At 68.0% G+C, this 18,945-nt stretch carries 22 protein-coding genes; 9 read left to right on the forward strand and 13 right to left on the reverse strand.

Annotated elements, in window-relative coordinates:
• The first annotated feature begins 5 nt into the window (after positions 1 to 5).
• The 5 genes from ABZS43_RS03455 (at position 6) to ABZS43_RS03475 (ending at position 4,424) form a co-directional block, all read left to right on the forward strand.
• Positions 6 to 1,391: an alpha/beta-hydrolase family protein gene (locus ABZS43_RS03455; protein ID WP_355034197.1), complete on the forward strand. Its 1,386-nt coding sequence runs from the start codon at positions 6 to 8 to the stop codon at positions 1,389 to 1,391.
• A gap of 50 nt (positions 1,392 to 1,441) precedes the next feature.
• Positions 1,442 to 1,888 carry an SRPBCC domain-containing protein gene (locus ABZS43_RS03460; protein ID WP_355034198.1) on the forward strand — a complete coding sequence of 149 codons (447 nt, stop codon included), beginning with the start codon at positions 1,442 to 1,444 and terminating at the stop codon, positions 1,886 to 1,888.
• 132 nt (positions 1,889 to 2,020) lie between these two features.
• On the forward strand, positions 2,021 to 2,674 hold the full coding sequence (locus tag ABZS43_RS03465) for a S1 family peptidase (RefSeq protein WP_355034199.1): 654 nt from the start codon (positions 2,021 to 2,023) through the stop codon (positions 2,672 to 2,674).
• A gap of 178 nt (positions 2,675 to 2,852) precedes the next feature.
• Entirely contained in the window at positions 2,853 to 3,317 is a 465-nt protein-coding gene (locus tag ABZS43_RS03470) for an anti-sigma factor (RefSeq protein ID WP_355034200.1), read from the forward strand.
• 123 nt (positions 3,318 to 3,440) lie between these two features.
• Positions 3,441 to 4,424: a sensor histidine kinase gene (locus ABZS43_RS03475; protein ID WP_355034201.1), complete on the forward strand. Its 984-nt coding sequence runs from the start codon at positions 3,441 to 3,443 to the stop codon at positions 4,422 to 4,424.
• Here the strand turns inward: ABZS43_RS03475 and ABZS43_RS03480 are convergent.
• Positions 4,395 to 5,213: an RNA polymerase sigma factor SigF gene (locus ABZS43_RS03480; protein WP_355034202.1), complete on the reverse strand. Its 819-nt coding sequence runs from the start codon at positions 5,211 to 5,213 to the stop codon at positions 4,395 to 4,397. The genes ABZS43_RS03475 and ABZS43_RS03480 overlap by 30 nt on opposite strands.
• Entirely contained in the window at positions 5,203 to 5,628 is a 426-nt protein-coding gene (locus ABZS43_RS03485) for an anti-sigma factor (protein ID WP_355034203.1), read from the reverse strand. The genes ABZS43_RS03480 and ABZS43_RS03485 overlap by 11 nt, the downstream gene beginning before the upstream one ends.
• Before the next feature lie 251 nt (positions 5,629 to 5,879).
• Between ABZS43_RS03485 and ABZS43_RS03490 the strand changes: the two genes are divergently transcribed.
• The gene (locus tag ABZS43_RS03490) at positions 5,880 to 6,230 is read left to right on the forward strand and encodes an STAS domain-containing protein (protein WP_355034204.1); all 351 of its coding nucleotides are present in this window, start codon (positions 5,880 to 5,882) and stop codon (positions 6,228 to 6,230) included.
• A 26-nt stretch (positions 6,231 to 6,256) separates the two neighbouring features.
• Here the strand turns inward: ABZS43_RS03490 and ABZS43_RS03495 are convergent, their stop codons facing one another.
• The 4 genes from ABZS43_RS03495 to ABZS43_RS03510 all read right to left on the reverse strand — a co-directional run bounded on the left by ABZS43_RS03495 (position 6,257) and on the right by ABZS43_RS03510 (position 10,627).
• Positions 6,257 to 6,700, reverse strand: a complete 444-nt coding sequence (locus tag ABZS43_RS03495; protein ID WP_355034205.1) for a response regulator — start codon at positions 6,698 to 6,700, stop codon at positions 6,257 to 6,259.
• The gene (locus tag ABZS43_RS03500; RefSeq protein WP_355034206.1) at positions 6,697 to 8,313 is read right to left on the reverse strand and encodes an ATP-binding protein; all 1,617 of its coding nucleotides are present in this window, start codon (positions 8,311 to 8,313) and stop codon (positions 6,697 to 6,699) included. The genes ABZS43_RS03495 and ABZS43_RS03500 overlap by 4 nt, the downstream gene beginning before the upstream one ends.
• Positions 8,310 to 9,590: a SpoIIE family protein phosphatase gene (locus ABZS43_RS03505; RefSeq protein ID WP_355034207.1), complete on the reverse strand. Its 1,281-nt coding sequence runs from the start codon at positions 9,588 to 9,590 to the stop codon at positions 8,310 to 8,312. The genes ABZS43_RS03500 and ABZS43_RS03505 overlap by 4 nt, the downstream gene beginning before the upstream one ends.
• A gap of 140 nt (positions 9,591 to 9,730) precedes the next feature.
• Entirely contained in the window at positions 9,731 to 10,627 is an 897-nt protein-coding gene (locus ABZS43_RS03510; protein ID WP_355034208.1) for an STAS domain-containing protein, read from the reverse strand.
• A 194-nt stretch (positions 10,628 to 10,821) separates the two neighbouring features.
• Between ABZS43_RS03510 and ABZS43_RS03515 the strand changes: the two genes are divergently transcribed.
• Complete coding sequence (locus ABZS43_RS03515; protein WP_355034209.1) at positions 10,822 to 11,508, forward strand: PAS and ANTAR domain-containing protein; 687 nt, start codon at positions 10,822 to 10,824, stop codon at positions 11,506 to 11,508.
• A 55-nt stretch (positions 11,509 to 11,563) separates the two neighbouring features.
• Here ABZS43_RS03515 and gatA read toward each other — a convergent pair whose 3' ends face one another.
• The gene (gatA, locus tag ABZS43_RS03520; RefSeq protein WP_355034210.1) at positions 11,564 to 13,057 is read right to left on the reverse strand and encodes an Asp-tRNA(Asn)/Glu-tRNA(Gln) amidotransferase subunit GatA; all 1,494 of its coding nucleotides are present in this window, start codon (positions 13,055 to 13,057) and stop codon (positions 11,564 to 11,566) included.
• Positions 13,054 to 13,353, reverse strand: a complete 300-nt coding sequence (gene gatC / locus ABZS43_RS03525) for an Asp-tRNA(Asn)/Glu-tRNA(Gln) amidotransferase subunit GatC (protein ID WP_355034374.1) — start codon at positions 13,351 to 13,353, stop codon at positions 13,054 to 13,056. Before gatC ends, gatA begins: the two co-directional genes overlap by 4 nt.
• 265 nt (positions 13,354 to 13,618) lie before the next feature.
• Here gatC and ABZS43_RS03530 point away from each other — a divergent pair, with 265 nt between their 5' ends.
• Positions 13,619 to 14,269 carry an amino acid-binding protein gene (locus tag ABZS43_RS03530; RefSeq protein WP_355034211.1) on the forward strand — a complete coding sequence of 217 codons (651 nt, stop codon included), beginning with the start codon at positions 13,619 to 13,621 and terminating at the stop codon, positions 14,267 to 14,269.
• A 13-nt stretch (positions 14,270 to 14,282) separates the two neighbouring features.
• Here the strand turns inward: ABZS43_RS03530 and ABZS43_RS03535 are convergent, their stop codons facing one another.
• The 3 genes from ABZS43_RS03535 to ABZS43_RS03545 are packed head-to-tail and all read right to left on the reverse strand — an operon-like array spanning position 14,283 to position 16,456.
• Entirely contained in the window at positions 14,283 to 14,795 is a 513-nt protein-coding gene (locus ABZS43_RS03535; RefSeq protein ID WP_355034212.1) for a GNAT family N-acetyltransferase, read from the reverse strand.
• 50 nt (positions 14,796 to 14,845) lie between these two features.
• A complete protein-coding gene (locus ABZS43_RS03540) occupies positions 14,846 to 15,193 on the reverse strand; it encodes a hypothetical protein (protein ID WP_355034213.1) in 348 nt (115 codons plus the stop codon).
• A gap of 36 nt (positions 15,194 to 15,229) precedes the next feature.
• Positions 15,230 to 16,456, reverse strand: a complete 1,227-nt coding sequence (locus tag ABZS43_RS03545) for an ATP-binding protein (protein WP_355034214.1) — start codon at positions 16,454 to 16,456, stop codon at positions 15,230 to 15,232.
• A 229-nt stretch (positions 16,457 to 16,685) separates the two neighbouring features.
• Here ABZS43_RS03545 and ABZS43_RS03550 point away from each other — a divergent pair, with 229 nt between their 5' ends.
• Positions 16,686 to 17,039 carry a hypothetical protein gene (locus ABZS43_RS03550; RefSeq protein WP_355034215.1) on the forward strand — a complete coding sequence of 118 codons (354 nt, stop codon included), beginning with the start codon at positions 16,686 to 16,688 and terminating at the stop codon, positions 17,037 to 17,039.
• A 93-nt stretch (positions 17,040 to 17,132) separates the two neighbouring features.
• On the opposite strand, the gene ABZS43_RS03555 is transcribed toward ABZS43_RS03550, so the two are convergent.
• Together ABZS43_RS03555 and ABZS43_RS03560 are read right to left on the reverse strand one after the other, a co-directional pair.
• Complete coding sequence (locus tag ABZS43_RS03555; protein WP_355034216.1) at positions 17,133 to 18,173, reverse strand: S-adenosylmethionine:tRNA ribosyltransferase-isomerase; 1,041 nt, start codon at positions 18,171 to 18,173, stop codon at positions 17,133 to 17,135.
• Positions 18,170 to 18,871 carry an SDR family NAD(P)-dependent oxidoreductase gene (locus ABZS43_RS03560; protein ID WP_355034217.1) on the reverse strand — a complete coding sequence of 234 codons (702 nt, stop codon included), beginning with the start codon at positions 18,869 to 18,871 and terminating at the stop codon, positions 18,170 to 18,172. The genes ABZS43_RS03555 and ABZS43_RS03560 overlap by 4 nt, the downstream gene beginning before the upstream one ends.
• Positions 18,872 to 18,945 lie beyond the last annotated feature (74 nt).

Below are 18,945 nucleotides of genomic sequence, written 5' to 3' on the forward strand. Positions count from 1 at the left end.
ACCCCGTGTCCGCGACACGGCGCCGGTGGTCGTCGCGAGCGCTGATCGAGCGGGGGAATTCGATACCGCGACCCAGGATCGGCACCACTCTCGCCGTCGGCACGGGCGCGCTGATCTCGCTGTCCCCCGGACTCCTGCCACGGACACCGGGCGCACAGGCGATGCTGACCGGACTACTCGTCGCCGTCGCCCTCGGTGTCGCCGGAATCCTTCGATTCATGGTGCGCCGCAGTGGTTTCGACGTCGATGCCCACTTCGTGAGCTTCCGCGGACCACTGCTCGCGCTCACCGTCGCGCTGGTCGTCGCGGCGGGCGCACAGGCGGGTCATTGGCAGAACGGACTGCGGGCCGCGATGGGCACCCCGCCCATCGGCCCCGGGTACTGGGCGCGCTGCGGGCTGGGAGCCGCGCTGATCGCGGGCATCTGCCTCGGTATCGCCCGTGCCGCCGGGCGCGTGCTACGCAGGCTGGGCACCGCGCGCGGGGTCGCGGTCACCATCGCGGCTGCGGTGGCCGGATATTCGATCGTGGCGCCCGCCGTGGTCGACTGGCGCTACGGCACGTACTCGGCGGCAAACGCCGTTGTCGACCCCGCGCTGCCGCCACCGGTGTCATCGAGCAGATCGGGCGGGGTCGCGTCGGCGGTCAGCTGGTCCTCGCTCGGTACGCAGGGACGCAGATTCGTCGCGGGTGGGCCCGATGGTCCGATCCGGATCTATGTCGGGCTCGAATCGGCGGCCGATCTCGACGCGCGGGTGGCGCTCGCCCTCGCGGAATTGGAGCGGACCGGCGGTTTCCGGCGGGGGAATATCGTCGTCGCCATCCCCACCGGCTCCGGGTGGATCGACGCCGACGCCGTCACCGGATTCGCCGAACGGTTCGGCGGCGATGTGGCGCTGGTCGGCTTGCAGTACTCCTACGCGCCGAGTTGGGCGACCTTCGTCTTCGGCCGCGATGCCGCCGTCGCCTCCGCCCGCGCGCTGTTCACCGCGATCGAGAACCGTCTCGACACCCTCGCGCAGCGACCGAGACTATTCGTCTACGGACAGAGCCTCGGCGCGCTCGGCGGCAGTTCGATCTTCACCGACGACGCCGAGCAGGACCGTCGCACCTGCGCCGCGCTCTGGGCCGGTCCGCCCGCCGGTGACGTGCACCGCGGCGGCGCGACGGTGCTCGCCAACAGTTCCGATCCGGTGGTGCGCTGGTCGCCGTCGCTGCTCTGGCGCGGACCGAATCTCGACGGTGTCCGGGTGGACGCGCCGATCCCACGCTGGCTGCCGGTGGTGAGTTTCGTCCAGACCACCGCCGATCTCCTGTCCGCCCTGGACGCGCCCGTCGGTCACGGTCACCGCTACGGCACGGACCAGGGGACGGGGATCGGATCGTGCTGATATCGAAGTCCGACCTTGCCCCCCGATAGAACATGTTCTAGTTTTCTCCCATGGGCTTTGTCATCGACGCGGCGGTCTACATCGACGCCACCGCCGACCTGGTGTGGCAGGTGATCACGGATCTCCCGCGTTACGGCGAGTGGAATCCCTTCGTCACCCGATGCGAGAGCAGTCTCGAACCGGGCGAACCGATCGACATGACGGTCGCCGTCTTCGGCTCCACCCCACGTAGACAGCGGGAGTGGATTCGCAGTCACACCCCCGGCCGTGAACTCAGCTACTCGATGAAGCCGGTGCCGCTCGGGGCCCTGCACAGCCTGCGCTCCCACACCGTCACACCGGTCGGCGACGGCCGCACCCGGTACGAATCGCATTTCGAACTGGACGGCTGGCTGCACCCCGTCGTCGCCGCCGTCCTCGGCAAGAATCTGCGCGCCGGGTTCGAGGGGATGACCGCGGGAATCCAGCTGAGGTCCGAATCCCTGCGCACGCGCTGAGTTCGCACCCGCCGAGTCGCTCGGCTGATCAGAACGCGTCTTCGCATCCGGTCGCCGTTCGGCACCGCCGAGGCATCGTTTGACGCGGCATCGGTCGGGCACCCCAGCGATATGGGAGTGAAGCATCCGAATTTGACCACCATCGGCGCACTCGGCGCACTCGCCGTCGCTACCGCGACGCTCGGCGCGGGCGGCGCGGCGGCACGGACCGAACCTCCGACGGTGGGCGGAGGTTCCGGAATCGTGATAGACCAGCACACCACCTGCACCCTGACCACGGTCGGACACGATTCGGCGGGCCGACTGGTCGGACTCACCGCGGGCCACTGCGGCGAGCCGGGCGCCGCGGTGTCGACGGAAGCGGATCCGGATTACGGGGTGGTCGGCCGATTCGTCCGGACGAATCACGAATTGGATTATGCCGTCATCGAATTCGCGCCCGACCGGATCACTCCGTCCACTCGCGTGGGAAATCTCAGCATCGCCGATATCGGCGCGCCGACGTACTTCCCGACTGTGGTCTGTAAGAAGGGCAGAACCACCGGCGACACCTGCGGCGTCACGTGGGGCGATATCGGCGGACCGAGTGATCGGACCTGGACTCAGCTCTGCGTCCTGGAAGGCGACTCCGGTGCGCCGATCGTGTCGGGCGCCACCCTCGTCGGGATGGTCAACGCCTACTACGGGGTCGGTTGCTTCGGGCCCGAGGTCGGCACCGACATTCACGCGATCCTCGCCGATCTGAACGCCGGTTCGGAGGTCGGCGCCGGATTCCAGCCGAATTGACCAGAGTTCGGGAACCGACTGGAAACCGCGTCGACACGGTGATTCGATGACATGTATCCGGGTATCTGAATGTCATCGGCCGACAAAAATGGCGGCCCGACTCTTCCAGTGGACCAGACGTTCGTCGGCCGGGAATATGCCCGATGGTCGGGTCCAGCGGGTTTAGGTGGTGAGCACTATGCAATCGGTTCACGGAACTCTCCCCGAAACGACGACCGTCCGAATTCAGGTGCCCGCACGACGCGAGCAGCTCGCATTGGTACGGGCCCTCGCGGACGCGGTGACGGTGGACGCCGAATTCCGAGCGGAGGATATCGCCGATATCCGGCTCGCCCTCAACGAGGTGGCGACGGCACTCGTCGTCGAGGCGGTGCCCGGGTCGATGATCGACTGTCGATTCACCTACGGCAGAGACCGGATGTCGGTCGAGGTGAATTCGGCCGCGTGGGCCAACCGGGGGGTGAAGCAACGCGATTTCGGGTGGCGGATCGTTCGATCGCTGACCACGCAGGCCACCGCGAGCCAGCAGCCGTTCGACATCACCGTCTCCGGATATCCGACCCATGTCGAATTCGATTGGCGCCGGGACGCGCCGAAAGCCGACCAGCGAATCCCCGGAGACGATGATGGTGACCAGGACTGAGACCTCGCGCGGGACGCGGGGCCCGCACCCGCGCACGAGCACGGTGGTGCACTGTCCGCATCGGCACGGCTGGGCGCTACGGTGGCACGTGACACCCGATCGATCCGACGTAACGGACACTGTATGACCGTCACCGAAACCAGCGCGCCCAGCGACTTCTCGCACCCGGCACTGTTCTACAACGGCGACGACGAGTACCTGGCCGGGCTCGTGCCCTTCATCCGCGAGGGACTCGCGCTGGGCGAACCGGTCGCCGTCGCGGTGCCGGAAGCCAGACTGCGGACCCTGCGCGAGGCGCTCGGAACGTCGGCCGATGGCGTGCGGTGGATCGATATGGAGCAGGCGGGCCGCAATCCGGGCCGGATCATCGCCACCGTGTTGCGCGCGTTCGCCGACGACCACCCCGACTCGCATGTCCGCATCATCGGCGAACCCATCTGGCCCGGACGCAACGCCATGGAATACCCGGCGTGCGCCCAGCACGAGGCGCTGATCAATCCCGCGTTCGCCGGACGCGACGTGACGATCGTCTGTCCCTACGACCTCGCCGGACTCGACGCGGAGGTGATCGCCGACGCCCACGCCACCCACCCGGTGCTGTGGGAGAAGGGTGATCACCGCAGGATGAGCCGGGACTACGACCCGGACGCGGTGGTCGAACACTACAACCGGCCGATTCCCGCCCCCGCCGACGCCGTGGAGTTGACGGTATCCGAATCCGCCGATATGGCGGGGGCGCGCCGCTGGGCCGCCGAACAGGGCCGACGCTTCGGCCTGAATGCCGAGCGGCAGGGTGACCTCGAACTGATCGTCACCGAACTCGCCACCAACAGCCTCTGCCACGGCGCGGGGCCGTCGCGGGTGCGACTGTGGACCGACGACACCTACCTCATCTGTGAGGTCCACGACGTCGGACGGCTCGACGACCCGCTGGCCGGGCGCAGACCGGCCAGCGCCGGAGTGCCAGGCGGCAGGGGGTTGCTACTCGTCCACCAACTCTGCGACCTGGTCCGCACCCACACCACCGGGCACGGCACCACCCAGTACGCGATGATGGCGTTGACGCCCGCCGAGCGATCAGTCGCGCATGGCCTGCTCGCGCAGTGAACTCAGCGTCTTGGTGAGAATCCGCGAGACCTGCATCTGAGAGCAGCCGAGGCGCTCGGCGATCTCGATCTGAGTCATCGAATCGAAGAAGCGCCAGACCAGCACCTGCCGCTGCCGTTCCGGAAGGGCGGCGATGAGCGGGCGCACGGCGAGATAGTCCTCGACCGAGCCGTAGTTCGAATCGTCGGCCCCCAGGGTGTCGAGCACCGAGGCGGGCGTGTTGTCGGAATCGCCATCGGGGGTGGGATCGATCGGGGAGGTCTGATAGGCGTTCCTCGCGATCAGCGCCTGCGTGACCTCGTTCAGGTCCGCGCCGATCTCCTCGGCGATCTCCCTGGCCCGCGGCATCCGGCCGAGTTCGTGGGTCAACTTCTCGGTGGCCGGTCCGATGCTCTGCTGGATCTCCTTCAACCGGCGCGGCACCCGTACCGCCCAGGTGTGATCGCGGAAGTGCCGCCGGACCTCGCCCATGATGGTCGGCACCGCGAAGGACAGGAACGACGCGCCATAGGACGGATCGAATCGGTCGACGGCCTGCACCATGCCCACGCGGGCGATCTGCAGCAGATCGTCGAAATTCTCGCCGCGACCGGAGAAGCGGCGGGCGATATTCGCCGCGAGCGGCAGACAGCGTTCGATGATGTCCTGACGCAGCGCGTCCCGGGCGGGATCGTCGGCCTCGAAGGCGGCCAGCCGGGTGAACAGCGGCTCGAGGTCGTCGTAGGTCTCGTTACCCGAATGGGGTCGGCGCCGCTCCGGTCTGGAGGGCCCCGTGCCGCTATCGGCCATCGGTACCGCCGCGCGACCACTCGAAATCGACCACGACCGGATAACCACCGCGATCGGCGGAGAACTCGGCCTGTACCGCGTTGACCGAGCGGGTCAGTGTGCGCACGATATGCCAGCCGAAACTGTCCTGGCTGGGCGGAGTCCGCGACGCCGAGACCGAATGCACCCGCACGTGCATAGCGGCGGAATCGCGGTAGGTGAAACAACAGTCCAGGGTCGAATCCGGGACCGCGTCGAGAATGAGGCCGGTGGCGATCTCATCGAGCGCGAGCCGGATATCGGTGACCTCGTCCACGGCGAAATCCGCCATGAAGGCGACGGTTTCGACGAGAGCGCGCAGCATGGCGAGTTGTTCGAGCTGCGCAGGCACTCGGACCTCGATCGTGGTCGAGGTATCCGTGGTCCACTCTGCCATTCCTACCGCCTCATCGAGATGTAGAGCCATTCGGAGCGGCCAGGATAACTCGGTTCCACCGGGGAATAGAACCAGGGGCATATCGGGGAGCGGAGTCGGGTAGGTTGACCACGAAGGCTCATCCTCTGCGCCGCATCCGGATTCGGCAGAGGTTCGACACGCAGCGGAGGTAGTGCAGTGAATGCGACCGCGAGCGCACGCGATGTGCGCACTGGTTTCGAGTGCACGCGCGGTGCACGGGCGGTGGCCCGATGAGCGCCGACGGCAAGAATCTGCTCCTGGAATGGGAGCACACCTCGATCGGTTCGACGGCTGTGCTCACGGTGAGCGGCGAAGTCGACGTAGCGTCCGCGCCGCAGCTGCAGTCCGCCATCGACGAGGCGCTGCGCGCGCAGCCGCCGGTTCTGGTGGTCGACCTGTCCGGGGTCGGATTCTTCGGCTCCGCCGGCCTCAGCGTCCTGCTGGTCGCCACCGAGGCCGCGCCCGCGGGCGGGCTCAGGGTGGTGGCCTCGGATCAGGTGCGCAGGCCGATCGAGGTGACCGGTCTGGACAAACTCCTCGCCGTCTTCGACACCGTGGATCGCGCCGTCGACGCGAGCTGAGTCCGGCTCCGGCTGCCGCCCGCCGATCACGGACGCTGCGGCAGCCGGACCACCTGAACGAAGAAGTCGTCTATCTGTTTGATCGCCGCGATGAACTGATCCAGATCGACCGGTTTGGTGACGTAGGCGTTGGCGTGCAATTTGTAGCTGCGCAGGATGTCCTCCTCGGCCGAGGACGTCGTCAGCACCACGACGGGGATATGCGCCAGATCCGGATCGGATTTGACCTTCTCCAGCACCTGCCTGCCGTCGTATTTGGGCAGGTTGAGGTCGAGCAGGATCAGATCGGGGCGCGGGGCGTCGGTGTGGGAGCCCTGCCGGTAGAGGAAATCGAGCGCTTCCTCGCCGTCGTGCGCGACGTGCAGGGTGTTGCCGATCCGGTTGTCCTCGAACGCCTCCCTCGTCATCAGTTCGTCGCCGGGATCGTCCTCGACGAGGAGGATGTCGATCGGTCTTCCTTCGGTGGTCACGTGGTGAGCTCCTTGTCGGATAGCGGTGCGGGATCGGCGAGTGACGCAAGGGGTTCGGCGAGGGTGAAGACGAATCGGGTGCCGTCGGAATATTCCGTATCGAGCCGGATGCGCCCCCCGTGATACTCGACGATCTTCTTGCACAGCGCCAAGCCGATTCCAGTTCCACTGTATTCGTCGCGGCTGTGCAGGCGCTGAAAGATCACGAACACCTTGTCGGCGAACTCGGGCGAGATGCCGATCCCGTTGTCGGCCACCGAGAATCGGTGGCCGCCGTCGGGGTCGGGTTCGCATTCGATGCGGATGACCGGCGCGCGATCGGGACTGCGGAATTTGATCGCGTTGCCGACCAGGTTCTGCCACAGCATGATCAGCAGCGTCGGATCGCCGGTCATCTCGGGCATGGTGTCGGGACGGATGATCGTCGCCGCGGTGTCCTCGATCGCGGTGGCGAGATTATCGATGGCCTTGCCGAGGGTCTGATCGAGGGCGACGGGCACCGTGCGGTCGTTGACCCGGCCGACGCGGGAGAAGGCGAGCAGATCATTGATCAGCACCTGCATCCGTTTGGCCCCGTCCACCGCGTAACCGATGTACTGCGTCGCGCGTTCGTCGAGTTGGTCGCCGTAGCGTTTCTCCAGCAGCTGACAGAACGAGGCCACCTTGCGCAACGGCTCCTGCAGGTCGTGGGAGGCCACGTAGGCGAACTGTTCGAGTTCGGCGTTGGATCGGCGCAGTTCCACCGTCTGCGCGTCCAGATCGGCCGCCTGTCGCTCCAGCTGCGTCTCCTGGACCCGCGCGGATGCCAGTTCCGCGACGATCCTGCGACGCATACTCTCGACCGCGTCGGCGACCGTGGCCAGATCGGAAGGCCCCTGCGCGGTGATGCGATGGTCGAAGTCACCGCCCGCGACCCGCAGCGAGGCCTTCTCCAGGCTGTGCAGGGGGCGCGCGACCAACCGCCGGATCAGCACGGTCAGGATGACGCTGGTCAGCACGAAGGCCGCGATCATGCCGACGAGGACGATATCGCGCACCGCGCGCGCCTGACGCAGTTCGTCGCGGTCATGGTCGGCGACCGCGGCGAGCCCCTCGCTCTGCGCGGTGAACCGCAGGCGTAGGTCGTCGAAAAGGGCCTTCCCCCTCGAGGCCGCTGTCTCGTCGGAGACACGCGCGCCCCGTGGCGTCACGCTCGCCGCGAGGGGTTCGGCATAGCTGTCGCGCCAGGTCGTGGCGGCCCGTTCCACCGCGTCGAGATCCGCGAGCAGCGCCTGGCGGCCCGCCAGCAGTTCACGCAGACGGCCGGCCGATTGCGCCTGCTCCACTTTGCCCTCGAGATAGGGCGCGAAGAACTGGGGGTCGGCGGTGATGGCGTAACCCCGTATACCGGTCTCCTGGCTGATCAGGGCGGTCTGCAACCGGTATGCCTCGGCGGCGGCCGGTTGGACGTGGTCGAGCAGACGGTCGGCGACGCGATTGGTCTGTGAGATGAGCACCGCGCCCGCGACGGCGCACACGAGAACGAGCAGCGCCATCAGTCCGAGCACCCATTGGAACCATGTCTGAACCGTCAGCCTGCCCGCCAGCCTTCGCGGCGGTGAACTCGATGTCATCGGTTTCGTCCCTCGATACTGTCGTCGCGGATCCACCGCAGATGCAGAACGGCCACGTCGTCGGCGAGTCCGCCGTGTTCGGCGGCGAGTCCTTCCGCGTGTTCGATCAGCGCGTCGACGAACTCCGCGGGCGCCGACTCGCACAGGGTGCGGGCCAGGCTCAGCAGCCCCTCCTCGCCGAGGCGTTCGAGCCCGGGACCGATATGACCTTCGAACAGGCCGTCGGTGAAGAGAAGCAGTCCGGTGCCGACCGGCACCCGCAGCTCCTCTTCGGGCCAATCCGCTTGTCCTGGCACGAATCCGAGCGCGGGGCCGCCCGGCACCTCGACCAGGTCCACCTGTGCGCCGCGGCAGAGGAACATGCCGTGATGGCCCGCGCGCAGCACTCGCGCCATCCGCGTGCCCGGATCGAGGACCAGGGTGGTGACGGTGGCGAACGTGCGCCGTCCGGTACGTTCGGCGAGCAGTACCTCTTCCAGCAGACCCAGCTGCCTCGGTCCGGTGATGCCGCTCAACACCAATGTGCGCCAGGCCAATCGGAGCGCGACACCGATCGCCGCCTCGTCCGGTCCGTGCCCGGAGATATCGCCGATCAGCGCGTGCACGGTGCCGTCCGCGTCCTGGACCACATCGTAGAAATCGCCGCCGAGCAGGGCCTTGACCCGGCCGGGACGGTAGCGCGACACGACATCGATCACACGCTCGCCGCGCAGCAGCGGCGTCGGCAGCAGACCCCGTTCCAGGCGCGCGTTCTCCTCCGTGCGCAATTGACTCAGGCGCAGCGCGGCGGCGGCGAGCTCGGTCTGCTTACGCTGGATGGCGTATCGGATTGCGCGACCGAATAATTCGGGTTCCACCCGGCCTTTGACCAGATAGTCCTGCGCGCCCGCGGCGACGGCGGCGAGGCCGGTCTGCTCTTGGTCCAGTCCGGTCAGGACGACGACGGGCACCTCATCGGTGTAGTCGTGGATGCCTGCCAGCGCGTCGAGTCCGTGCGCGTCGGGCAGATTCAGATCGAGGAGTACGCAGTCGGGCAGGCCATCGGCGAGCCGCTCACACGCCTGGGCGATCGAATTGGCCCAGATCAGCCGCAGGCCGGGGGCGCCGTCGGCGACCAGTTCCTCCACCAGCAGAGCATCTGCCTCGTCGTCCTCGACCAGGAGCACCACCGGCTCGGGTTTATGCCACACTCCGGCACCGATGGGGTTCAGTCTGGTCTCCGATCCGGAGAGGTCGGCCGTGGCGCGGCCGAAACCCTCTTTACGCCCGGAAAGCATCGCACGATCTCCTTCTCGTCCAGCGATGGATACTCACCGTCGTGGCACGCGGCAGAGCTCGCGATGCCGTGCGCCGCCGTCGGGTCGGCGGACACGGGCACCACGGCAACCCTAGACGACGGCCGACGGGACGTGTTCGATCACGCACGCAGACGCGGTTCGGCGGCGATCGGGGAACGGAACAGATCCGATGTCCTCGTGACTTCGTAGCCGAGGTGCCGTTCGGCCTCCTCGATACCGCCCTGCAGGTCACCGACCGCGTTCATCTTCGACAGGTCGAGTCCGATGGTCACCAGGGTCAGCGCGATCTCCGAGGACAGGCCCGTGATGATCACGCTGGCGCCCATCAGCCCGGATGCCTCGACCGTCTGCACGAGATGGTTGGCGACCGTGGAATCGATCGTCGGCACGCCGGTGATGTCGATCACCACCACCTTGGCTCGGTTGGCACGGATCGCGCCGAGTAGCTGTTCGGTCAGCTGCCGGGCACGCTGGCCGTCGAGCACCCCGATGATCGGCAGGATCAGCAACTGCTCGCGCACCTGGAGTACCGGGGTGGACAGTTCGCGGATCGCTTCCTGCTGCTGGCGGATGATGCGTTCGCGTTCTTCGACGAAACTCACGCCGACGGTGTTGGCGATACGGTTGGCCGCGGGCTCGTAGGCGTCGAGAACGTTGTTCAGCAGTTCGAAATCGGACTGGTACTTCTCGAACAGTGAGCGGGCGAGCACGTCGCGCAGCAGCAGGACGATGCCGACGACCTCGTCGGTCTCCACGCCGCGCGGGACGATGCGTTCGGACAGGTCGCGCGCGTAATCCCGCAGGGCTTCGACACTGCCGGTCTCCAGCACCGCGACGTAGTTGTCGTAGACCGAGGTGGCCTCGGAGAACATCTCCTCCGGCGACATGGCGGTCAGCAATTCGGCCTCGGTGATCCGGCGCGCCCATTCCTCTCGCAGCACCGTACGGTTCTGTCGCAGGTGTTCCACCAACTCGGACAACAAGCCCGCGCCGGCAACCTCCGAAACCGTCTCCATGGTTCCGCCTACCAACAACTGGATTACCCGGCCTTTCCGGATCAGCGATACCCCTCGGAGCTGAGCTCCCATGAAGGGCTGACGTAGCGTATCCGTCGCTACGACCGTGTGCACGACGAACCCCGGTTGTTTCGAACTCGCGTTCGCCCCCGGGTCGGCGAACAGCGGGTTCGACACTTCGGCATACTCGGGCTGTGACCGATATGAAGGAATCCGTTCCGGGAACAAGCGAGGCAGCCGACCACGTGTTCGGTGGCGGCATCCGGCTGACCGCGGGCCGATTCGGATTCCGTTTCGCCGACCAGCAATGGGACTGGTCCGACGAGGTCGCCGCCATGCACGGCTACGCGGTAGGCCAGGCGCGACCGACCACGGAGCTACTGCTCTCGCACAAACATCCCGATGATCGCGACCATGTGGCCGCGGCGATCGAGGGCGCGGTGACGAACGGGCAGGCGTTCTGCAGCCGCCACCGCATCATCGATACCGCCGGCACCGCGCACGAGGTGATAGTGCTGGCCGACCAACTGGTCGAGGGCGATGCCGTGGTCGGAACCACGGGCTACTACATCGATCTCACCGACGCACTGGAGGATCGGCGTCAGCAGGTGCTCGAGGAGGAAGTCCCCGTGCTGCACGAAGCGCGGGTGGCGATCGAACAGGCCAAAGGCATCCTGCGCTATGTGTACCGAATCACCGCGGATCAGGCCTTCGACCTCCTGCGCTGGCGTTCGCAGGAGACCAACACCAAACTGCGCGACCTGGCCGCGCAATTGCTGATCGATCTGGAAACCCTGCCTCGTCCGGCCGAACATGTCCAGACCAGGTTCGATCACCTGCTGCTCACGGTCCACGAGAGGATCACCGCGAGCGCGGAGTGAGGATTCGGGTCGCTGAACCCATCCGCCCCTGGGCCGGAGCGGATGGGTCAGAGGATCAGGCGATGGGCCCTCGGGCGGCTTCGTAGGCCGCGCCCACCCGGTAGAGGCGATCGTCGGCGAGGGCGGGGGCCATGATCTGGAATCCGACCGGGAGGCCGTCGTCCGCACTGAGTCCCGACGGCACCGACATGGCGGGATGACCGGCCAGGTTGGTGGGCAGGGTGCACAGATCCGACAGGTACATGGCCAGCGGATCGTCGACCTTCTCGCCCAGTTTCCACGGCGTGAACGGACTGGTCGGCGAGACGAGCACGTCGACCTGTTCGTATGCCCTGTCGAAATCGCGGGTGATCAGCGTGCGCACCTTGAGCGCCTGGCCGTAGTACTCGTCGTAGTAGCCCGCCGACAGCGCGTAGGTGCCGATCATGATGCGGCGCTTGACTTCCGGGCCGAATCCGGCGGCGCGGGTGGCCGCCATCACCTGCTCGGCGCTGTGCTGACCGTCGTCGTCGACGCGCAGGCCGTAGCGCATGGCGTCGAAGCGCGCCAGGTTCGACGACACCTCACTCGGCATGACCAGGTAGTACGCCGAGAGCGCGTATTCGAAGTTCGGGCAGGAGACCTCGACCACTTCCGCGCCGAGTTCGCGCAAGACCGCGACGGCGGCGTCGAAGGAACCGATCACGCCGGATTGGTAACTGTCGGAATGCAATTCCTTGACGACGCCGACCTTCACCCCGCGCAGGTCCCCCTTCGCGCCCGCGCGCGCGGCGGCGACAACCGGGGGCACCGGCACATCGCGGGAGGTGGAGTCACGCGGATCGTAGCCCGCGATCACCTCGTGCAGCAGGGCCGTGTCGAGCACGGTGCGCCCGCACGGGCCGCCCTGATCCAGCGAGGACGCGCAGGCCACCAGGCCGAAGCGCGAGACCGTGCCGTAGGTCGGCTTGGTGCCCACCGTCGCCGTCACGGCGGCGGGCTGGCGGATGGAGCCGCCGGTATCGGTGCCGATCGCCAGCGGCGCCTGGTTGGAGGCCAGGGCCGCCGCGGAGCCACCGCCGGAACCGCCGGGGATGCGACTGGTGTCCCACGGGTTCTTCGTCGGGCCGTAGGCCGAGTTCTCGGTGGAGGAGCCCATGGCGAACTCGTCCATATTGGTCTTGCCGAGAATCGGGATGCCCGCGGCGCGCAGCCGGGTGGTGAGGGTCGCGTCGTAGGGCGAGACCCAACCCTCCAGAATTCTGGAAGCACAGGTGGTCGGCGCGTCGGTCGTGGTGAAAACATCCTTGAGCGCCAAAGGAACTCCGGCCAGCGGCGAGGCCGGGGCCTTGCCATCGGCCAGCGCGGCGTCGACCGCGGACGCCGCGGCGAGCGCCTGCTCGCCCGAGACGTGCAGGAAGGCGTGGATCTCACCGTCCGCCTCGGCGATCCGGTCCAGATACGCCTGGGTGACCTCGACCGAGGAGATCTCGCGGGCGTGGATCCGCGCCGCGAGGTCGGCCGCCGTCCTGGTGGTCAGGTCGCTGCCGCCGGTCGTCGCCGTGCTCATTCGCCCTCTCCCAGAATCTGCGGAACCATGAAGCGCTGGTCCTCCACCGCGGGGGCGCCCGACAGCGCCTGCTCCGGGGTGAGACCTGGCACCACCTCGTCGGGGCGGGTCACATTGGTCGCCGGATTCGGCGAGGAAGTGGGCGAGACGTCCGCGGCGGCGACCTCGGAGATGGTCCGTACGTGGCTCAGAATCGAATCCAGCTGACCGGCGAACTGATCCAGTTCGGCGTCGGACAGCGCGAGCCGGGACAGCCGGGCGAGGTGTGCGACCTCGTCGCGGGAGATGGCGGGCACCGCGGAACCCCTTTCGGCATGGTTGAGCGTGGAGAATTCGGCCATCGGACAGCCTAGCTGGCCACGCCCGGCCCCCCTCGCTCGCGCCCGCAATGCGACGACACACCCCGTGAACTAGAGTGACACGCCGACGGTGCGCGAATTTACCGCGTGGCGTAGCTCACTGGCCGTGCTTCGGGTCGATAACCGACGCCAGGGGGTGTAAAGATTGCCAGACCGGGGTATCCGACCACCACGCTCGGCCGGCAAGAGGAAAGGAACGCGCGTGTCATATCTGCTCCGCGTGCAACTTCCGGATCGCCCGGGAAGCCTCGGCGCACTCGCACTCGCACTCGGTTCCGTCGGCGCGGATATCCTCTCGCTGGACGTCGTCGAGCGCGGTGCGGGTTTCGCAGTCGACGATCTCGTCGTCGAGGTGCCACCCAACGCCCTCCCGGACACCCTGATCACCGCCGCCGAATCCATCGGCGACGTCCACGTCGATTCCATCCGCCCGTATTCCGGCGTGCTGGACACCCATCGCGAACTCGAATTGATCGACCAGGTGGCCAGCGCCCGCGACGACCGGATGCAGGTACTCGTCGACGGCGTGCCCCGGGTGCTCCGGGTCGGCTGGAGCACGATCATCGATATGGGTCCGCAGGGCGCGTACCGGGTGGTCGGCAGCCAGAGCGCGCCGGAGACCCAGGCCGGTTCGGCGCCCTGGATGCCGCTGGACAAGCCGACGGTGCTCGATCCCGAAGCCGAATGGGTTCCGCAGATCTGGCGCGATATGGACACCAAACTCGCGGCGGCCCCACTGGGCAGCTCCGGCAAGGTGCTCATGCTCGGCAGGCCCGGCGGACCCGATTTCCGGCCGTCCGAGGTCGCGCGGCTGGGTTATCTCGCCGGCATAGTCGCCACGGTGCTGGGCTGAGCACTCGATCCGGCTACGCGGCAGGCAGTTCCAGGCGCAGCACGGTGAGCGCTTCGCCCGTCTCGGTATTCCAGTCCCGCTCGGGAACGGGGACGAAACCGAAGCGGTCGTAGATGCGGCGGGCATCCGCCATGGCGGGCATCGTGGTGAGGACCACCGCGTCGAGCCCCTCGGCGACCGCCGTCTCGATCACGGTGCGCACCAACGCTGTTCCCGCGCCGAGTCCGCGTGCCGTCTTGGACACCGCGAGCATGCGGAATTCGAGTTCACCCGGCCGCGCGATGTCCGCGTAGCGGGTACCGGGACGAGCGACGGTGAGAGATCCGACGATGTCGCCCGCGTATGCCGCGACGAGGATCTGCGCGGCGGCGCCTCGATGTTCGGCATCGGCGAGTTGCGCCGCGTAGGGGGTGCCGGCGCCGACGTATCCCTCGCCCACGTAGACCTCGACGGTGAGCGCGCCGACCGCGCGGTATTCCTCGGCGCTGGCCGTCCTGATCGCGAGCTCGGCGTCGTTGTCACCCATACCCGCATCCTGCCACCGCGCACACCGGGGCCGGGTGCGCCGGTGACCGATCAGGAGCCGAGGGGTGGGCGGCTCCCCGGTTGCAGGATTCGCCAGCGGTCCGGTTTGCCCGCCGGATAGATCACCGCGATCTCGTCACCGATGGACGGCCAGTGGTGCACATCCCAGGCGAAGCGCCCGTACACGACCCGCTCCGCGACGGTCGGCCCCATCAGGTTGCCGGTGATGGTGACGTACTGCTCGCCCTCGGCATCCGGGCGCGGGCTCACCCCGGTGACGTGGAGCGAACCGCGTTCGGGCTCCGCCGGGAACCCGGCCTGCCCCCGGCCGCGGCGGTACAGCACGATCATGGCCACCAGTGCCGCGGCCATGATCACCAGCATCGCGATCTCCACCATGCCCACCACTCTATGGGGCCGCCGCCGTCCCAGCGGCTACAGCGCGGCGAGTTCGCTGACGCCCCGCTCGGTGCGACGCACCTGCCAGACCGCCGTGCGGGTGCGCTGCGAACGGCCGTTGCCGCGATCGATCAGCGCGCGATCGTCGGTGGTGAAAACCAGTTGCGCGCCGAGAGAATTGGTTTCCGGACTCTGGAAGAGCCGAATCAAGCGGTCGGTCTGCTCGGCGGGCAGGCGCGCGCCGATATCGTCGACCACGAGCACCCTGCCCTGGTCGAGCGCGTCCAATATGGCCGGTAGCAGCCGGAGCAGCGAAACGGTGGCGGCGGATTCGTCGGAGATCTCGAAGGGCGCGTCGATACCGGCGTGCACCAGGCGCAGTCCGACCCCTCGGCGGGCGACCATGCGGGTGTAGAGGGCCTCGCGCGCGGCGCGCAGATTACCGAGTTCCCGTTCGAGCATCAGCGCCGTGACGCCGTTCTCCTGCAACAGCAGATCGGCGTGGCCAGGCGCGGTCGCGCACAGTTCGACCTGTTTCGCTGTCGCCGTGATATCGCCGTCCAGCTCACGCAGGTAATCGGCGTACAGCGGATCGTGATCGGCGATCCGCACATCGGTGATGCCGAGTCCCGCAGCGTACAGCAACATCGACAGCCGTGCGGCATTGTCGGGCGCACGCGAGATGTGCGCGCCGAGCCGATGCGCGACCTCGGCGGTTTCACCCGTCCCCCGCTCGACGTCGAGCATGGACGAGAACCAGCGGTAGGCGGGCACCAGCGCCTCGGCGTACATCTGCCCGGCGAGGCTGAGCAGCAACGCGTTCGGGCGCACCAGCGGTACCAGTGCGGCGATACCGCAGCGCGCGGCCTCGAACATCGGCCCGATCTTGATGCCCTGCCCCGACCGCTCGAAGACGATCCGTTTACGCGAACGCGGTTGGGTGTGCAGCCATTCCGCGGTCACCCCGGCATTGTCGAGTTGGAAGCCGTAGGTGTAGGGCACCCCCTCCGCGACGAATCCCGCGACGAATTCCGTCGGCCGATCGGGGAATCCGAGATGCGGCGCGCGCACCGGTCCGGCGTAGGGATCCCACCCGGTCACCGAATGCAGTACCGCGTCGCGCATCTGCGCGAGCGCGTCGATCACACTCGACTTGCCCGCGGCGGTCGTGCCGTGGATCGCCGTCACCGGCACCGCGACGGGTCCGCTCCCCCGGTACAACCGCAGTTCCTGCCGTTCGGCCAGCGATCGGTGATTGGTCACCTGAAAACTCCGCAGCATGACGCCATGATTCAGGTCGGGTGATCCGGTCTCGACATCACCCCGGTCACACCCGAGGGAAACGGTCGGCATCCAGAGCGACTCGCCGATCGGCGCGACCGGAGCGCCGGGCGAGTCGATGCACGCCGGGACAAGCGCCACGCGGGGCGCTAGCATGCTGAACGCGGCATTCGCCACGTGCTCGGTGATCTCGAACGGATGAGGGTTAGCGATGGGAAGTACGGTTCGTCGTCTGGTGGTCCGAAGTTCCGTCGCCGCCGCGCTGGGTATCGGCTCGATGGTCGTGCTCGGCCCGCACGCCGTCGCCGATGCCCCGTGCCCCGACGGCACGGCGCGTGTGTTCCTCAGCAATTCCACCAATACCTGCCAGGGCGCGGGCACCGCGTCCTACGCGCAGCCCTGGGCCACCAAGATCTGCACCACCGGCGGCACCACGGCCGTCATCGACACCACCGGCAAACGCCGCGTCAACAGGCAGCACATCGAACTGGATCCGGGCGGCCACTGCGCCCGCCTCGAACTCGATGGTCAGCAGAGCGCCACGGTCGTGGTCGCGCCCGCCTGATCCGGTCTTCGGCCGCATCACCCGCGTCCGTGGGCGCGCCTGCCCGTCATCGCACGATTCGGCGGCACGGTCCGTAGGTTCGGGCGCGCGAGGTCAGGCGCCACGCATGAGCAGGGCGCTGTCACCGAATTCGTGCCACAGGTAGCCGGTGTCGAGAGCGGCGGCGTAGGACTCGTCGACGATGTCGGGGCCCGCGACCGCGACGAGCAGATCGAGGTGGGATGCGCCGGGGGCATGCCAGCCGGTGATCAGGCCGTCGACGGCGCGAGCGGGACGGTCCACGCCGAGGACCAGGTCGGTCCAGCCGGAGGCGGGCCGCACCGAGCCGGTGGGATCGGCGGCGGATTCGAGGGCTCTGGTCACCGTGGTGCCGACCGCGACGACGCGACCGCCCGCCGCCCGCGTGGCGTTGACCTGTCGTGCCGTGGCAGCGGGAACGGCGAACCGTTCCGGGCTCGGTGGTTCGCCGGTTTCCGGGGAGGAGACGCCGGTGTGCAGGGTGACGGGAGCGACCGCGACACCGGAGGTGAGCAGATCGAGTACCAAGCGGTCCGTGAAAGGTCTTGCGGCGCTCGGCATCTCCGCGCTGCCAGGCAGGCGGCCGAAAACCGTTGTGTAGTAATCGGCCGACCAGCGCTGCCGGACATAGGCATAGGTGATCGGGCGGCCGTGCGCGGTCATCGTCGCGCGCGGATCGGCGTCGGTCCGCGCCGTCCACAGCCGCCGCGCCGGTGGCAGCCAGGGTTCGTCCAGGACGACCCGCGCCCCGTCGGGCAGTACCAGTTCCGCGCCGGGCGCGAGGTCGGCATCCGGGAATCGGGTGCGTTCGGCGGATCGGATCTCGACCACCCATCGGCCGTCGTCCAACCAGGTCGAGAAATGCACCGTCACCGGCAGCTCCCCCATGACGGCGTCCACCGCGGCCGTCATGACGGCCGAATTGTTCACCACCACGAGATCGCCCGCGCGCAGCTGCCGCGGCAACTCACGGAACCGCGCGTGCACGATCGCGTCCCGCGCGACCAACATGCGCACCTCGTCGCGTGCCAGCCCGCGCGCCTCGGGCGGCACCGAGGCATTGCGCTCCGGCGGGAGCGGGAACGAGCGCCGCGCGACCGATACCACGGTGCTCATCGCACCGCGCCGGAGGTGACGACGTCGCCCGCGGCATACCTGGCGTTCGGTGGACGCTGTTCGATCAGGCGCAGCAGCGCGGGAACGACCGTCTCGGGCTCGGGACGGTCGGAGATGTCCTCGCCGGGGAATGCCGCCTGATGCATGGCGGTGCGCATATCACCGGGATCGAACGCGTAGATCGAGGTTTCCGGATGTTCGGCGCCGAGTACGGCGGTGAGCTGATCGAGCGCCGCCTTCGACGATCCGTATCCGCCCCATCCCGGATAGGGCTCACGCCCCGCGTCCGAACTGATATTCACCACGACCCCGGTGGTGCGCAACAGGGGTAACCCGAACTGCAGAACTGCCAGCGGGGCAATGACATTGGTGCGATACACCCGCTCGAGTTCATCGAGCGGATAGTCGGCGAGCCTTGGCAGCGGACTGGGACCGAGCCTGCTCGCGTTGTTCACCAGCAGGTCGAGTGGTCCGGCGGCACGCGCGGTCGCGGCCAGGCGCGTCCGGTGTTCGGGATCGGCGATGTCACCGGCAACGGCGAGGAAGGCGGGGCCGAGTTCCTCGTGCACCGCCGCGAGTCGGTCGGCGCGGCGGCCGGTGCCGATCACCCGCCAGCCGCGCTCGACCAGCGCGCGAGCAAGGGCGAGGCCGAATCCGGCCGACGCGCCGGTGATCACTGCGGTGGGTGCGTGTGTCATGTCGATCTCCTGATGGTCGCCCGAGGGTGCGGCCGAGCACCGCGCCCATCGGATCGAGCACCGGGTTTGCGACC

It is taken from the genome of Nocardia sp. NPDC005366 (genome assembly GCF_040606855.1).
In the GTDB taxonomy this organism is placed as follows: Bacteria; Actinomycetota; Actinomycetes; order Mycobacteriales; family Mycobacteriaceae; genus Nocardia.

Coding starts and splice junctions, on each gene's coding strand:
- ABZS43_RS03460 (WP_355034198.1), top strand. CDS start 1,442: ATGGGCTTTGTCATCGACGCGGCGGTCTACATCGACGCCACCGCCGAC.
- ABZS43_RS03470 (WP_355034200.1), top strand. CDS start 2,853: ATGCAATCGGTTCACGGAACTCTCCCCGAAACGACGACCGTCCGAATT.
- ABZS43_RS03475 (WP_355034201.1), top strand. CDS start 3,441: ATGACCGTCACCGAAACCAGCGCGCCCAGCGACTTCTCGCACCCGGCA.
- ABZS43_RS03480 (WP_355034202.1), bottom strand. CDS start 5,213: ATGGCCGATAGCGGCACGGGGCCCTCCAGACCGGAGCGGCGCCGACCC.
- ABZS43_RS03485 (WP_355034203.1), bottom strand. CDS start 5,628: ATGGCAGAGTGGACCACGGATACCTCGACCACGATCGAGGTCCGAGTG.
- ABZS43_RS03490 (WP_355034204.1), top strand. CDS start 5,880: ATGAGCGCCGACGGCAAGAATCTGCTCCTGGAATGGGAGCACACCTCG.
- ABZS43_RS03500 (WP_355034206.1), bottom strand. CDS start 8,313: ATGACATCGAGTTCACCGCCGCGAAGGCTGGCGGGCAGGCTGACGGTT.
- ABZS43_RS03505 (WP_355034207.1), bottom strand. CDS start 9,590: ATGCTTTCCGGGCGTAAAGAGGGTTTCGGCCGCGCCACGGCCGACCTC.
- ABZS43_RS03510 (WP_355034208.1), bottom strand. CDS start 10,627: ATGGAGACGGTTTCGGAGGTTGCCGGCGCGGGCTTGTTGTCCGAGTTG.
- gatA (WP_355034210.1), bottom strand. CDS start 13,057: ATGAGCACGGCGACGACCGGCGGCAGCGACCTGACCACCAGGACGGCG.
- ABZS43_RS03535 (WP_355034212.1), bottom strand. CDS start 14,795: ATGGGTGACAACGACGCCGAGCTCGCGATCAGGACGGCCAGCGCCGAG.
- ABZS43_RS03540 (WP_355034213.1), bottom strand. CDS start 15,193: ATGGTGGAGATCGCGATGCTGGTGATCATGGCCGCGGCACTGGTGGCC.
- ABZS43_RS03550 (WP_355034215.1), top strand. CDS start 16,686: ATGGGAAGTACGGTTCGTCGTCTGGTGGTCCGAAGTTCCGTCGCCGCC.
- ABZS43_RS03555 (WP_355034216.1), bottom strand. CDS start 18,173: ATGAGCACCGTGGTATCGGTCGCGCGGCGCTCGTTCCCGCTCCCGCCG.
- ABZS43_RS03560 (WP_355034217.1), bottom strand. CDS start 18,871: ATGACACACGCACCCACCGCAGTGATCACCGGCGCGTCGGCCGGATTC.